Source organism: Paenibacillus sp. FSL H8-0315 (assembly GCF_038005365.1).
In the GTDB taxonomy this organism is placed as follows: domain Bacteria; phylum Bacillota; class Bacilli; order Paenibacillales; family Paenibacillaceae; genus Paenibacillus_AQ; species Paenibacillus_AQ odorifer.
Map to the genome: position 1 here is coordinate 3671099 of NZ_JBBOTA010000001.1, position 14483 is coordinate 3685581.

The window sequence follows — 14483 nt, forward strand, 5'->3', positions numbered from 1 at the left end:
GATGACTGAAATGAACAATAAACTTATTGTGGTAGTGTTGGACGGACTTAGATATGAGGCCGCACGTGAATATATGGGGTATATGGAGCATTTGGTGGAGCAGGGGAAAATATCATGTCACCGAGTGAAGTCGGAATTGCCTAGTCTGTCACGCCCGCTTTATGAAGTGCTCTTGACGGGGACACCTGTGACCGAAAATGGAATTACGGCTAACCATATTGTGAGACCAAGCCATGAAGAGAGCGTATTCCATCTGGCAGTGACCGCTAATTTGCGTACAGCTGCTGTCGCCTATCATTGGGTCAGTGAGCTTTATAATTCGGCCCCTTTTGATCCGCTGGCTGATCGCCATCAGCACAATGTGATGAAGCCCATTCAGCATGGCAGCTTTTATTTCGAGGATCACTATCCCGACAGTCATGTGTTTGCCGACGCGGTGTATTTACGGAGTGCCTATGATCCGCATTTCCTATACATTCACTCCATGAATATAGATGACGCCGGGCATCGTTATGGCGGCGAGAGTAAAGAATATGAGCTTTCAGTGCGTAATGCCGACGGTCTGCTGGCCACTGTTTTGCCTATTTGGATGGAACAGGGCTATAAGATTATGATTACGGCAGATCACGGAATGAACGCAAATGGGTACCACGGCGGGATAACCCCTTCCGAGCGAAATGTGCCATTATATACGTTTGGGGTAGATGTATTATCTTCAGAAAAAGAGGAAGAAATGCTGCCACAGCTGCGAATGGCTCCTTTAATGTGCCACTGTTTGGGGCTGGCCCCTTCGGCAGCAATGAGTAAGGAGGGCTTGCCTCCACTTGTGCAGAAGCAATCTCATGACAAAGTGGAAGAACCTTTGCCGTTGGTATGAAATAAAATAATTAGCACGAGAAAAATCATATATTTTACCCAATTAGGAGGTTGTTTATTGAGCGCTTCTAAAGCTATGAAATGGATTACGGGTTCCTGTGAAATTATTTTGGCAATTCCAATTCTGGGTGCTGCTATTGTTATTGGCACGGGGTATTCCGTTCTGGGGTTGATGTTTATTCTACATGTGATTACATTGATTTTATCTTCAAGAGACCGTGAGTCTATCTACGGTTCAGTGCTAGGAATTATAACTTCTTTATTGGCATGGATTCCTTTTGTGGGCTGGTTCTTGCACTTAATTACTGGGATTCTGTTGATGGTGAGTGGAGGACAGAAGTCCCGTTATCCGTCGAACCATATCTATCCACAATGATGTAAAATGACTTCAATACAGCCCAATTCGGACGTTTGTCCGGTTGGGCTGTATTCATGTTATAATGAGGGCACATTTTAGCAGTAAGCACAGAGAGGAGGCGCATCCATATGGAAATAACCGCACAAGAAGTAGCAGAATGGATGGTGAAGGAGATTCGTTTTACGGGTACCTTGCATCAGACGGCGGCGATTGAATATGTGAAAGAGAATTTTGGAGAACAATTTGTATTTGTGAATGAGAACGGCAATGCCTCACTCTCCAAAGAAGTGAAGAAAGCTTTCCGGAAACTCCATGGCGGGAGAATTGCTTGGGATCGAGACGGGTTCTTGTGGGCTTGGACCTAGGTTTCGCGCTTAAAAAAATTTATAAACTGTTCAACTTATATAATGAGATAAAAAACGGACCATGCATGTACTGCAATGGCCCGTCTTTTTACATTCTTTGTTAGTTAGATATATTCGGTCATTCCCTGTTCCTTTAGAAGCTCCACGATATCTTTGACTGACTGCGCTTTGTCCTTGGGACAGATTAATAGTGCATCCCCAGTATCCGCAATGATGAACCCGTCTACACCAATGGTCGTGATCAGTCTGCCATTTCCATAGATGATTGAATTATGGGTATCTATCCCCACATGATTTGCTTTTATAATGTTGCCTGCATCATCCGGAGGGAAGATTGAACCCAGTGCATCCCAGCTGCCAATATCATTCCAGCCAAACTGCCCGGAAAGCACGACAACTTCATCAGAGCGTTCTAAAATGCCGTAATCAATCGAAATATTCTGAAGCGTTGGATAGATGGCATTAATAACTTCCTCTTCCTGATCTGTACCCAAACAATCACTGATGGGCAGCATGGTTTTGTAGAGTCGAGGTAGATAACGTTTGAAATTATCAATAATGACAGAGGTCTGCCAAATAAAAATCCCACTATTCCATAGATAATTACCGGATGCCAGATAACTCTGTGCATTCTGAAAGTTTGGTTTCTCTACAAATTCATCTACATCATATACAGCCACTGGGCTTGTCGCAATCGGCGTCTTATCAAAGGCAATATAGCCGTAGCCAGTAGATGGGAAAGTAGGCTTGATTCCGATGGTTACTATTTTGTCTGACTCCATGGCAACAGTACAGGCTTCGTCTAGTGTAAGACGGAATTGTTCCTCATCCGTTATATAGTGATCGGAAGGCAGGACGACCATTAAGGAATTGCCATGAGATTTCTCTATAGATAATGCTGCAAAAAGAATGCTAGCGGCTGTATTTCGCGCCACAGGTTCAATTAGAATATTAGCTTTGAGAACGCTGCTGTGCATAATACTCTCCAACAATACTGCTTGGGTACGATTAGTAACGATAACTGTATTCTCCTGAGGAATAATCCCTTTGAAGCGTTCAATCGTATCGTTTAGCATAATGTCGTTGCCACTAATATTCAGCAGCTGCTTTGGGATTTCTTGTCTGGACAGGGGCCAAAACCGTGTTCCGCCCCCGCCGGCTAGGATCGTAGCATATTTATTCATGATGCATCACCAACCGGGCAATTGTGAAGGATATAATGCTCTCCGAGCCTTGGTTCAGGTTGAGCCCCGCGGCATGGATGCCGTCATAACAAGCACCAGTCTGCGGATCGATCAGAGGGATTGCCAAGGAATTATGCCCTAGATACCAGTTGTAGCATAATTCTGCCTGCGCAAGATAGGCGGGGTCCTCAAGAACAACAGCTGCTTCCCGGCAGGCCAGCAGCATCTCGCAGGCTTCAATGGGCTGTTCATCATAGGGTGCAGCCAGCCCATCACGCAGCAGCCAGCCATGGCTGCCGATCGGTTTATAGTAACCTTTGCTGGAGAAGGTGGTGGAAGCTAGGAAATCCAGGCTTTCCTTGGCGGTCTCCCGCAGGTCTTTATTCCCGGAGATCAGGAAGGCCCGAAGCAGAGCCCAGGGCAGCATGGAATTGCCATAAGTGATGCTGTCCTCGAACCAATTCCAGCCGTGCCCCTTATAGCGGGTATATTGATTATGCAGCCGAACCGCAATATTTTCGATCAGACTCTCAATGGTTGCCCTTGGCAGAAAGGCGGCTTCTTCGGTCGTGTTTTCAGTATGCGGGTATGGAAAAGCATAACCTAATGAGCCCGGTGCTTCGGTAAGATAACTTAGGCCGATGATGGCATAGGCTCCAGCCCGAGGTGAGCCCAAGGCTTCCAGATGCGGCAGTGCCTGATTGATCAAATACCGGCAGGTATTCATCAGGTTATCGGGCAGGGAAGCAGCATGCGACAGGGCGAACCCGAGTGCCCACAAGGTACGTCCCTGGCAATCTTCAGAACCTTTATCCTCTATAAAGGAGCGGTTATAATCCATGAAATTGCGAAAATTGCCGTCCGCTGTCTGGGAATGATAGATAAAAGAGATATACGTATGAATGAGATCGAGTGCCACGGCATCCCGGGAATTCTCGTACATTAAGACCGCAGCAATCAGGGCGCGGGCGTTATCATCGGTAGTGTAGCCCTTGGAACGGTCCGGAACCCCAAACTTGGTATGCTGAAAGATTCCTGTATCGTCCGTGATTCTGCGGAGATAGCCTGGTTTAGCCTGTACTGTGGTGGAGGTTTCCATTAAATCACGCTCCGATCAGCGGACGCCGAGCTCTGGATATGGCTGTGGAACAAGGCGGCATAGATTTTGGCGATTTCGTTCCAGCGCATAGTGAGCCCGAGCTTCAACGTACGGTCTTCCATCGTTTGCACCAGGGCGGGGCTATTCAGCAAGCGCAAAATGCAGGCTTCCAAGGAAGCAGAATCATGAAAATCAGCCAGTAGACCGCGGCCTTCTGCCAACATTTCCTGGGCGTAGCGGTAAGGGGTCGACACGATGACCCGGCCATAACCGACTCCGTAGGCCAGGGTGCCGCTGACGGCCTGATCCTTACCCAGATAAGGAGTCACATAGATATCTGACATGACCAAGGACTCTATTACTTCTTCTTGGGTCAGCAACTTATCGACGAATTGGACATTGTTCTGCAGGTCAAACATTTCTACGAGGTCCGTCAGTTTCTGGCGGTAAACTTCGCCGGATTCCAGCTTGACGACCGGATGGGTCTTGCCCCAGACAATGTAAAGTGCTTCGGGATGGCGCTTGACCACGCCGCGCATGGCTTCGATGCTGTATTCAATCCCTTTGCCGGGACTGAGGAAGCCGAAGGTGGAGAGGATTTTGCGGTCTGGATAACCGTATTGTGCTTTGAGGCTGGAGCGTGAAGCTGTGCTCACTTGAGGGACACCGTGATGGATGAATGTGATTTTGGAAACTGGGATCTCATAAATAGTAGATAAATCAGTAAGGGTTGATTCCGCCATCGTCACGACCTGCACGCTACGCTCGGCCAGACATCGGATGATCTGATGCTGCTTAGGGGAGGGCTTGGTCAACACTGTGTGAAAAACAACAACATACGGAATGTTCAAACGATCGACAAAGGGCAGCAGGTATTCACCGCTTTCTCCGCCGTAGATGCCAAATTCATGTTGGATGACCAACAAATCGGCATCAGAATTGTTGAGGAAATCGGCCGTATCTATATAATCTGCGTAATTATGCTGGTCGATCTGCCGTATTACCTGCTGATCGTAAGCGTAGGTTTCATTGTTGTTTATGGCAATAATCCGGGGCGGGTTGAAGCCGGGAAGGTGGATAAGTTCATCTAGCAGATCCTGTGTGAACGTGGCGATACCGCACTCTCGCGGCAGACTGGTTCCCAGGAACACGATGTTGTGATTACGGACTGTATTTTTCATTCAAAGAGCCTCCCTAATGGTCTTGCGATTGGTCTGGATACAAAAAAAGAAAATAAAGAAGACTTTATTTTCTGAATAGGGAAAGGTATTTGTTTTTTCTGAAATTAGAAATGTTGCAAATTATTTCCTAATCCCACTGTAACATGACCGTTTTATCTTGTCAATTCGATTGACGCCTTGGGGTTAGTGCGGATATATTATTGGAGGAGGTGTAGGAATGCCAGTCATACGCAGTAAACTGAGTGAGGTCATGGAGAGGCATGATCCGAAATTATCGATCCGCAAGCTTGCTAAAGAGATCAATTACCATTTTGATTCGGTACGCCGAATGTATAAGAATGAGATGGTGCAGTATCCAAGGGATCTGTTGCTAAAATTATGTGTATACTTTAATGTCCAGCCCGGCGAGCTGATTGCCATGGATGCGGAAGACAACGATTGGGTGATCGATCGTTCAAATGATTACGAGGAGGACGGCGATGACAAGGAACCCGGCACGGACAGCCACCTGTAAGCAGCTTCTGGATACATATCATGCCGGACGCGGTACAACCACTGTAAATAAAATGACGTTCACGGGTGTTGGGCACCGGGATGTCTATAATATAACCGCCCCGTTTATGTATAACGGGGAAGAGGTACTAATGGGAAGAGTTGAGGAACGGGACAGTGAGTTCTCTCAAGTCTTCTTTTTTACATGCCATGATGGGGTTTGGAGACCTCGTGCGCATACGCATACGTACAATTTACAGGACCCGTGCTGGACCCGGATCAGGGGGGAACTTATTGTCGGCGGGGTGGAAGTGATTACGGCAGCGGATGATCCGCACCGGATTGTCTCCTGGGTGACCCAGTTCTACCGGGGATATCACATCGATTCTTTGACCCACTTTTCTTCAGGTCCCGGCACGATGAAGGATATCCGACTTATCGAGCTTGATAATGGCAGTGTAGGCGTATTTACCCGGCCGCAGGGCGAGCGGGGTGGGCGGGGGCAGATTGGGTTCACAGTGATTCCTTCGCTGGACGAACTAAATGAGCAGACCTTCATTGATGCCGAGGTTTTACATGATCAATTCGTGCCCGAAGAGTGGGGGGGAGCCAATGAAGCTCATCTGCTGCGGGGTGGAATGGTGGGCGTATTGGGCCACATTGCTTGCTTCGATAGTGCCGGAAACAAACACTATTATGCCATGGCTTTTTCGCTGAATCCTGAGACTTATAAGGCAACTCCGGTCAAAATAATAGCAGTCCGCAGTGATTTTCCGGCGGGCCCGGGCAAGCGCAAAGAACTGGAGGATGTCATCTTCAGTGGTGGCTTGAAACGTCTTGGAGGAGGCCGGGCGGTATTGTCTGTAGGGGTGAGTGACGCAGAAGCATATCAGATTGAAATCGCAGACCCATTTGACGAATATGAATCCTAGCGTTCTTCCAGTAAGTTTGACTAGATTATATGGTCATGTTACACTTGGTGTGACAAGAATTTATGGTCAAAGAGAGCGGGAAACCCAATGAATAAGTTTATTCAATTCAACACACGTAAGACTGACACCAAGTCCAACATCAATCAGGCGCGTAAGCAAGGACGTATTCCGGCTGTATTATATGGTATTGGTAAAGAGACTCTGACGTTGGAAGTGAATGAAAAAGAACTTCTGGACATTCTCAAAAAGAATCCGCGCGCAATTCTGCAAGGTAAGGTATCGGAAGAGCTAGAGGTTCCGGTCGTGGTTCAGAACATTCAGAAGGATACCCTGTCCGGCAAAATTCTGCATATTGATTTTCAACATGTAAATATGAAAAAGAGCATGGACAGCAAGGTGACTATTCATTTTGCAGGTGAAGCCGTAGGGATTAAAGCAGGCGGCACGCTTCAGGTTGAAATTTATGAAGTGGAAGTTCGCTGTATGCCTGAAGATCTTCCTACCTCCATGGAAGTGGATATCAGCGGACTGGATATTGGCGACCAGTTGCTCGTCTCTGATCTGATCTTCAAGGACGGTATTGAAGTTTTGACCGAACCGTCAACCGTAATGATCCAGATCAAGACTGTGCATGAAGAAGAGGAAGAAGAAGCGGTAGTAACTCCAGCTTAAACATATATTTTTATAAAAAAGGCAAGTTTCCAGGGAAGAGGAAACTTGCTTTTTTTGCGTTGAATCATACAGGAACTTCTCGTTGGTCCTTTGCCATAGGGGAACTACATAACGGGCAGGGCTTTGAGGTTAAATGATCCTCAGCTCCGCCCGCTTTCATGCGTGTCCAGCCAGGACAGGTACTGCTTGTACAATTCCATACCGCAACGACATGGGTTCTTGTCGCAGTTGTCCGGCTGGTAGGTAAGGATCTTGTTGTCACTGTTCTGCTCACCGTAGTCGTTGCTGTGGAAGAAACGGCAGAGCGGAAGGCTGATAACATGAAGCGGGAGACCTCTGCTTTTTTGCCCCGATGCCTCGCAGGTGAACTGATAAATAGCTCTTCCCGGGCTCTAGTAACAGCTACGTAAGCCAGTCTTCGCTCCTCTTCCAGGGCAGCCAAGCTTGAACTTCCACTATTTGCAGCGGCCAGCTTGCGGTCCTTGAGCCGGTCGCCCTCCAGGGCGGAGCTATGCGGGAGAATTCCTTCAGAGGCTCCAATCAAAAAGACCACAGGAAACTCTAATCCCTTGGATTTGTGAATGGTCATAAGCGCGATCCGATTCCCTTGTTCTTTGGTGCCCGGCTGACGATTATGTTCATTACGTTCCGTAACATTATCTATGAAATCCAAAAAGGCAGGAATACTATCAAATCGCTCTGCAGACGATTCTAGTTCATCTAGCATTTCTTTTAACGTTTCGCGATGCAAGGTTGCTTGATGCCGCTCATTCGCTTCGATGAAATAATCATAGAATTGCGTGCGGATCTGGCGGATCGCTTGGACTGGGGTTAACTCGCGCATATTGCGAATTAGATCCAGCCGCTCTCTAAGCTTAGTGCCCTTGAAATCCTCCATGCCGGGCATGGACAACAGATGGATTAGTGGGCCTTGCTTTGGTTGTCTGGCTTCCATCTGCCGGATGTGATTCATACCTTTTTCACGGTTCATATATAGAGTAGGCAGGATGTTCTCCATAGCCGCAAAATTCCGCCGATTCACGGAGAGACGCATATGATCCACGACCGGGGAAATTAGCCAGTGTTCGTACAGTAATTGGCCTTCTCCATAATCAATATAGGGAATATCGCGTAAAAGAAGTAATTCCAGAACGGCCCGGTTGCTGCTGGACGCTCTATATAACATGGCGAAGTCGCTATATTCTCTTTTGCCGCTCGAAACCTCGTTTAAAATATGCTCAACCATCTGCTCAGCTTCCTCGTCTGCTGTCTGCGGACGCATATACCGGGGCTGACTCCCGCTGCCTTTGGCAGCTTGCAGGGTTTTGGAACGCCGGCGCGTATTGTGCCGGATAATACCGTTACCGAGTCCGACTATAGCTGGACCAGAACGGTAATTAATATCAAGTGTAATAACCCTTGCTCCCGGGTACAGCTTCTCGAATTCCAGAATGAATTCACTGCGTGCCCCGTTGAAGGAATAAATCGTCTGGTCATCGTCGCCAACCACCATTAGATTATGCTGCGGGTGAGCAATCATTTTGACTAACTCGTACTGCAGGGCATTGGTATCCTGAAACTCATCCACCATCACGTATAGATATCTCATCTGCAATTCCTGCAAAAGCGTAGGACGCTCCTTCAGCATCCGATAGGCGATTAAGAGGACATCGTCGAAGTCGATTTTGAAATTGTCTAGTTTCCATTGTTCGTAGATTTCCAGAATGGATTTCATTTCTTTTTCAGCGGTGGTTCCTTCAGGCAAGCCTTCTACGGTACCCATGTTCATCTTGCAGGAAGAGAGCAGGGAGAGTAGCGTTTCCGGTGGATAGGCATCTTTAGGTAGCCCTAGCTCACGCATGATTTGTTTCAACAGGATGTGCTGGCGCCGCGTCTCACTGAAAATCTCTTGCTGCAATCCTTGTCTGCGCAAGAAAAATAAGAAAAAGGAATGAAACGTGCGGGCCTGCAGCCGCGCGACGTCCGCTGGGCCTACTCCCGGTAATAGGGCGATCCGTTCGCGCATTTCCGCCGCAGCTTTACTCGAAAAAGTCAGCAATAGCAGCTGACTTGGCGAGACACCGCGCACGGACAACAAATAACCAGTTCGGCAGATCAGAACCGAGGTTTTGCCGGAGCCTGCGCCGGCCAGTGTTAGAAGCGGCCCTTTATGATGCCGTACCGCGGAAATCTGCGGACGGTTGAGCAGGATGCCGCCTTCTTCCAGCCTGCGAAAAAAAGCGGAGTCCTCATCCTCCCGCTTCACCAGCTCTTGGCTTGTCTGCGCTGAGGCCACTGCCGCTTGCGGGATCCGCTCACCAGTAGCTCCCAGTGGGATATTATGAAATAAAAGCTTATTCAATAGATTCACCTTCATTATTTCTGTATAGAGTGGTCTCAACAAATCTAGTTCTATGATGTTTGAGTTCATCTTAAAATGTGCCGAAAATTTAGCCAATCTACAATATACCATCCCAGGCTTTTTACTGCACAGGAAAAGTGTTGGATATTGAGCCAGTAAAAATATGGGGATTGGTGTGGGAGTGGGACACAACGGTGGTATAAATCCCGTAGATAGGCTGGAATGTGACTGCGTGGGCGGAATGTACGGTATAAATCCCACAGATAGGCTGGAATGTGGCTGCGTGGACTGAATGTACGGTATAAATCCCACAGATAGGCTGGAATGTGGCTGCGTGGACTGAATGTACGGTATAAATCCCGTAGATTAGCTGGAAAGTGGCTGCGTGGGCGGAATGTACGGTATAAATCCCGTAGATTGGATGGATTGTGGCTGCGTGGGCGGAATGTACGGTAAAAATCCCGTAGATTGGATGGAAAGTGGCTGGGTGGGCGGAATGTGCGGTATAAATCCCGTAGATAGGGTGGAATGTGACTGGGTGGGCAGAATGTGAGGCAAAAATGCCCTAAATAAGGGCGAATCCGCCTCCGTAAGCGAAAAGAGAAGCATATATACCCTAGAAATGAGCAGAAGAGGAGCAGCGACGTGGAAGAGAGGCAAAAATGCCCTAAATAAGGGCGAATCCGCCTCCGTAAGCGAAAAGAGAGGCATATATGCCCTAGAAATGAGCAGAAGAGGAGCTGCGACGTAGAAGAGAGGCAAAAATGCCCTAAATAAGGGCAAATCCGCCTCCGTAAGCGAAAAGAGAGGCATATATGCCCTAGAAATGAGCAGAAGAGGAGCTGCGACGTAGAAGAGAGGCAAAAATGCCCTAAATAAGGGCAAACCCGCCTCCATAAGCGAAAAGAGAGGCATATTTGCCCCAGTAAACGGTGCCGGGTGCAGGTCGGTTTCTATTTTTATAATATAAAAATTTCTGCCCCGCGCATCGCAGGCTTGTCCAGCGCATATTTGCCACTCTCCTGAACAATTCTGTGATGCCCATTCCCTTTTCCTATCATGCTCATATCCTAAAGCAAAAACATGATATGGAGATGACCCTATGCCCTCGCCCAGTAAGGCCCGCATCAGACATGCCGTTACTATAGATGTACTGATTCCCGCGATTGAAAAAGATTTACAGACCCTTCCCCATGTGATTGACGCTGTTAGAAAGCAGGTTAAGCATCCCATCGGCCGGATATTAATTGTTGCTCCCAAAAAGAAACGGATGATTGAGTTCTGCCGCACAAAAGGCTGTACCTTTATTGACGAGAATACGGTGCTGCCGATTACGAAAAAAGACATTCATTACCGCTCACGCACCTGGGAACGTTCCGGCTGGCTATTCCAACAGCTGCTGAAGCTGAATGGCGACAAGCTCTGCACGGCGGATTATTTTTTGGTCATTGATGCCGATACCGTTCTGATCACCCCCCACCATTTTCGGGCCAATGGCAAGACACTCTTTTACAGCCGGAACTGGAGCCAACCACAGTATTTTGTAACCTATAGGAAACTCATGGGCCGCAAGGTGACCGCAAAATCATCATTTGTGACCCATTACATGCTGTTTGAACGCAGTCAATTGGCTCAAATGAAAAGAGAGATAGAAGCAAAACACCAAATGCCTTGGTATCGAGCTATTTTACACAGTATGAACCGCTCCAAGCAATTTGCCTTTTCTGAATTCGAAACCTATGCCAATTACCTGTATTCGAAGAATCGCGAGGGAATGAAGATTCAAAAAGCGCGTAATAAAGGTCTCCATATGAATGCAGGACAGCTATCCAAGCAGAAAGTGAATCAGCTGGCTGAGAAGTATAGATCATTGTCTTTTCATAAACGAAAGGGGTATGTGAGAATACCGGGGGCTAAATCCAGCGCAGGGGGGCGATAGGGTTGCAGATCGTACTCCTTTCAGGGGGATCGGGGAAGCGGTTGTGGCCGCTATCAAATGAGATCAGGTCAAAAGCTTTTTTAAGGCTGCTTCCAACAGAAGCTGGCGGTGTGGAGTCGATGATCGAACGGGTATGCAGAGGGCTGGAAGAAGTAGGTTTGTTGGATTCAAGCTGCATTGTGACTCATCGCAGTCAGGTGGAGATTACTCGCAAATCCGTTGGTGCTCAAGTCCCTTTATTAGCAGAGCCGCAGAAACGGGGGACTTTTACTGCAGTAGCTCTGGCGGCGAGTTATCTGCATTCTGTGAAGGGTATGGACTCAAAAGAGATCGTAGTGGTCATTCCGGTGGATTCGTATGTGGAGGCTTCTTTTTTTAAGCAGCTTCATCAATTTCCGAGTGTGCTTGCCGAATCACAAGCGGACATTGCTTTGATTGGTGTTTTACCTGAATTTCCTTCTACACAGTTCGGTTATATTCTGCCGGGTGAAGGGTCTGGGGTAGGGGGGACGTCTTTTTTAAATGTTAAGCAGTTTGCAGAGAAACCGAACGAATCGACAGCCGTCGAGTTCATTTCTCAGGGAGGACTGTGGAATTGCGGCGTGTTTTCCTGCTCATTAGGGTACTTGCTCTCAAGTATGGTGGAACGGGATCTTCCAGTAGATTACATGGAATTTATGGAGCATTATGATCAATTGCCAGAACGAAGCTTTGACTATGAGGTGCTAGAACACACGCGGCGAGCGGTAGTCATCCCCTATATTGGGGTGTGGGCGGATATTGGCAGCTGGGATGCACTTGTTCCCCATTTGCAAGGAAGAGTAATTGGCAGTGGGAGTATTTCTGAGGATTCAAAAGGTACCCATTTGATCAACGAACTCTCTTGTCCTGTGCATATCATCGGCGCTCCTGGTTTAATCGTGGCGTCGGGGCCAGATGGCATTTTGGTTGCTGGGATAGAGCAGGCAAAACGAATTAAGCAGAAGCTGGAGGGCCATGCGGCGAAGCCGATGATTGAAGAAAAACGCTGGGGCACATCACGCATTTTGGACTTCTCTCGTACGGCGGCAGGTATTGAGGTTACGACCTCTAAAATAACCATTTTGGCAGGCGAGCACACCAGCTACCATTTTCATCGGCATACTAAAGAAGTTTGGTCTTTTCTTTCTGGAAATGGAGAATACCGGATGAATGGCCATCTTCATGCGGTTGCCGCCGGGGACACGGTCACGGTACCTGCTGGTACGAAGCATGGACTGCGGGCCATTACAGCGCTCGAATTGATTATTATTGAACTGTTGGAATTTCCTGAGGTGGATGACTACGTACGAGTGTCTGCCGAATGGGAGGGGGAGGACAGCTTCCTTGATGATTTGGGATGAATGGAAAGGTAGTTCGCTTTAACCCGGAGGCAGTTGTAGACATGGGGAGATTGACCGGCTGAAGTGAAATAGATGTATTCAGTGCAACTATTTCGTGGAGTAGCGAATCCCTTGCGATTTAGATGTAGTTTGTACAGTTAAAAATCGCGAATTTTTGCGTTTTGAATAGATTTGCTGAATATAAGTGTACAGAGTGCAATTAAATCCGAATTAGCGCCTAAAAGAGGGCATTTAACTGTACGAAGTACAACTAATTATTAAGAGGACGGAGATGCAATAGGCAAGCCACAGTAAGCTACAGGCAAGCCACAGTAAGCTACAGGAAAGCGATAAGTAAGCTATAGGTAAGCCACAAGCTAAACCACAAGCTAAATCTAAACCTAAAGTGTGATGGAAGCCCCCTACCTAGCAAAAATAAACCCACAAATAGCACCGTGAGCAGAACTGCCCACGGTGCTATTTGTGCATCCGCTGCTTTATGCAGAAATTATTCTTTAGAATTTCTTTTCAAAAGATGCTCAATTCCTGCCGCGACTCCGTCTTCCTCATTACTGGTGGTGATGAATTCCGCCATTTCCTTAAGAATTGGCGCTGCGTTAGCCATAGCAATCCGGTAGCCGGCCTTCTCGAACATCGGCTGATCGTTATAACTGTCGCCCATGACAGCTACATCCGCTAGCGGGATACCATAATGGTCAGCAAGCATGGTTACACCGGAGCCTTTGTTGGCCTCCTCATGGTTAATCTCGATATTATTTACATGGGAGGCGGTAATAATTAAGCCCGGAATAGCTGCGAAGCGGGTGGAAGCTTCCTTGAGCAGCTCTCGGTTTAGAGAAAAAGCCAATGTTTTATAAATAACATTTTCCTCCTTGCTCCACACCTCTTCCATACTCTCCACATAGGTAACCGCTGCTTGTTGAAACTGTTGATCGATCATTGCTTTCAGCAGCCAGCTGACTTCTTCAGGAACTTCTTCATCGCTTAGTGCAGATAATTTCTCTAACCGTACACGTTTGTTCAGCTCTACATAAACGTTATCCTCAGTGTATACCTCGTAATACAAGTCCGGAATTTCGTTCATCCAGCGCAGGGCGGGAATGATGTCTGCTTTATTCAGCGGCGTGCTTGCCGCGAGGGTGCGATCAGATAATGTGACGACTGCGCCATTTAGACTGACTACAGGACATTCCAGATCCGCTAGCCGAAGCTGACGTTCTGCATCCATAAAAGAGCGGCCTGTGGCAATGATAACAATGTGACCTAGTTTCTGAGCTTTTATAATAGCTTCGCGGTTTTTTGGACTGATGTTTCCTTCTTCGTTCAGTAATGTTCCATCCATATCTAAAGCAATCAGCATATTGTATGAGCTCCTTTTCCAGGTAAAGTGGTACTTTTTAAGGGGTATTGAAACGTTACTTGTATCTTATCATTAATATTCTGAAAACCAAAAACCATTTTCATGCAACTGTACAATAATGAACGTCCAACAAGAGATAAGAGGTTTTTACAGTATATTTTTAGATAATAGTTCAGTCGTGGTACAATAGTTATCAAACTAACCGACTAGCCGAATCTATCGTCAGCTTATGTTCGTGGAACGTGACCCGACGGTATTTTTCCTGTGTAAGGACATCGGCA

At 47.3% G+C, this 14483-nt stretch carries 14 protein-coding genes; 9 read left to right on the forward strand and 5 right to left on the reverse strand.

The window, feature by feature from the left end:
• The first annotated feature begins 1 nt into the window (after window position 1).
• The 3 genes from MHB56_RS16005 to MHB56_RS16015 all read left to right on the forward strand — a co-directional run bounded on the left by MHB56_RS16005 (window position 2) and on the right by MHB56_RS16015 (window position 1599).
• Entirely contained in the window at window positions 2-877 is an 876-nt protein-coding gene (locus tag MHB56_RS16005) for an alkaline phosphatase family protein (protein WP_248549153.1), read from the forward strand.
• Window positions 878-934: 57 nt separating this feature from the next.
• Window positions 935-1252 (forward strand): hypothetical protein, encoded by a 318-nt coding sequence (locus MHB56_RS16010; protein ID WP_036687337.1) that lies wholly within the window; start codon window positions 935-937, stop codon window positions 1250-1252.
• Window positions 1253-1362: 110 nt separating this feature from the next.
• A complete protein-coding gene (locus MHB56_RS16015) occupies window positions 1363-1599 on the forward strand; it encodes a DUF6953 family protein (RefSeq protein ID WP_036687339.1) in 237 nt (78 codons plus the stop codon).
• Window positions 1600-1703: 104 nt separating this feature from the next.
• On the opposite strand, the gene MHB56_RS16020 is transcribed toward MHB56_RS16015, so the two are convergent.
• The 3 genes from MHB56_RS16020 to MHB56_RS16030 are packed head-to-tail and all read right to left on the reverse strand — an operon-like array spanning window position 1704 to window position 5063.
• Window positions 1704-2783, reverse strand: coding sequence for a mannose-1-phosphate guanylyltransferase (locus MHB56_RS16020; protein ID WP_036687341.1), 1080 nt, complete (start codon window positions 2781-2783; stop codon window positions 1704-1706).
• The gene (locus MHB56_RS16025) at window positions 2776-3882 is read right to left on the reverse strand and encodes a glycosyltransferase (RefSeq protein ID WP_248549152.1); all 1107 of its coding nucleotides are present in this window, start codon (window positions 3880-3882) and stop codon (window positions 2776-2778) included. Before MHB56_RS16025 ends, MHB56_RS16020 begins: the two co-directional genes overlap by 8 nt.
• Window positions 3882-5063, reverse strand: a complete 1182-nt coding sequence (locus MHB56_RS16030; protein WP_248549151.1) for a glycosyltransferase family 4 protein — start codon at window positions 5061-5063, stop codon at window positions 3882-3884. Before MHB56_RS16030 ends, MHB56_RS16025 begins: the two co-directional genes overlap by 1 nt.
• Before the next feature lie 217 nt (window positions 5064-5280).
• Here MHB56_RS16030 and MHB56_RS16035 point away from each other — a divergent pair, with 217 nt between their 5' ends.
• From MHB56_RS16035 to MHB56_RS16045, 3 genes are all read left to right on the forward strand, one after another.
• Window positions 5281-5577, forward strand: coding sequence for a helix-turn-helix domain-containing protein (locus tag MHB56_RS16035; protein WP_051491502.1), 297 nt, complete (start codon window positions 5281-5283; stop codon window positions 5575-5577).
• A complete protein-coding gene (locus tag MHB56_RS16040) occupies window positions 5543-6487 on the forward strand; it encodes a DUF1861 family protein (RefSeq protein ID WP_339170837.1) in 945 nt (314 codons plus the stop codon). Before MHB56_RS16035 ends, MHB56_RS16040 begins: the two co-directional genes overlap by 35 nt.
• Before the next feature lie 87 nt (window positions 6488-6574).
• The gene (locus MHB56_RS16045) at window positions 6575-7159 is read left to right on the forward strand and encodes a 50S ribosomal protein L25 (protein WP_076101172.1); all 585 of its coding nucleotides are present in this window, start codon (window positions 6575-6577) and stop codon (window positions 7157-7159) included.
• 64 nt (window positions 7160-7223) lie between these two features.
• Here the strand turns inward: MHB56_RS16045 and MHB56_RS16050 are convergent, their stop codons facing one another.
• Window positions 7224-9521, reverse strand: coding sequence for a UvrD-helicase domain-containing protein (locus tag MHB56_RS16050; protein ID WP_248549149.1), 2298 nt, complete (start codon window positions 9519-9521; stop codon window positions 7224-7226).
• Between the two features lie 394 nt (window positions 9522-9915).
• Here MHB56_RS16050 and MHB56_RS16055 point away from each other — a divergent pair, with 394 nt between their 5' ends.
• From MHB56_RS16055 to MHB56_RS16065, 3 genes are all read left to right on the forward strand, one after another.
• Window positions 9916-10074, forward strand: coding sequence for a hypothetical protein (locus MHB56_RS16055; protein WP_248549148.1), 159 nt, complete (start codon window positions 9916-9918; stop codon window positions 10072-10074).
• 549 nt (window positions 10075-10623) lie between these two features.
• On the forward strand, window positions 10624-11460 hold the full coding sequence (locus MHB56_RS16060; RefSeq protein ID WP_248549146.1) for a DUF6492 family protein: 837 nt from the start codon (window positions 10624-10626) through the stop codon (window positions 11458-11460).
• A 2-nt stretch (window positions 11461-11462) separates the two neighbouring features.
• Window positions 11463-12842: a sugar phosphate nucleotidyltransferase gene (locus MHB56_RS16065; protein WP_341143746.1), complete on the forward strand. Its 1380-nt coding sequence runs from the start codon at window positions 11463-11465 to the stop codon at window positions 12840-12842.
• A gap of 487 nt (window positions 12843-13329) precedes the next feature.
• Here the strand turns inward: MHB56_RS16065 and MHB56_RS16070 are convergent, their stop codons facing one another.
• On the reverse strand, window positions 13330-14202 hold the full coding sequence (locus MHB56_RS16070; protein ID WP_076124725.1) for a Cof-type HAD-IIB family hydrolase: 873 nt from the start codon (window positions 14200-14202) through the stop codon (window positions 13330-13332).
• Window positions 14203-14483 lie beyond the last annotated feature (281 nt).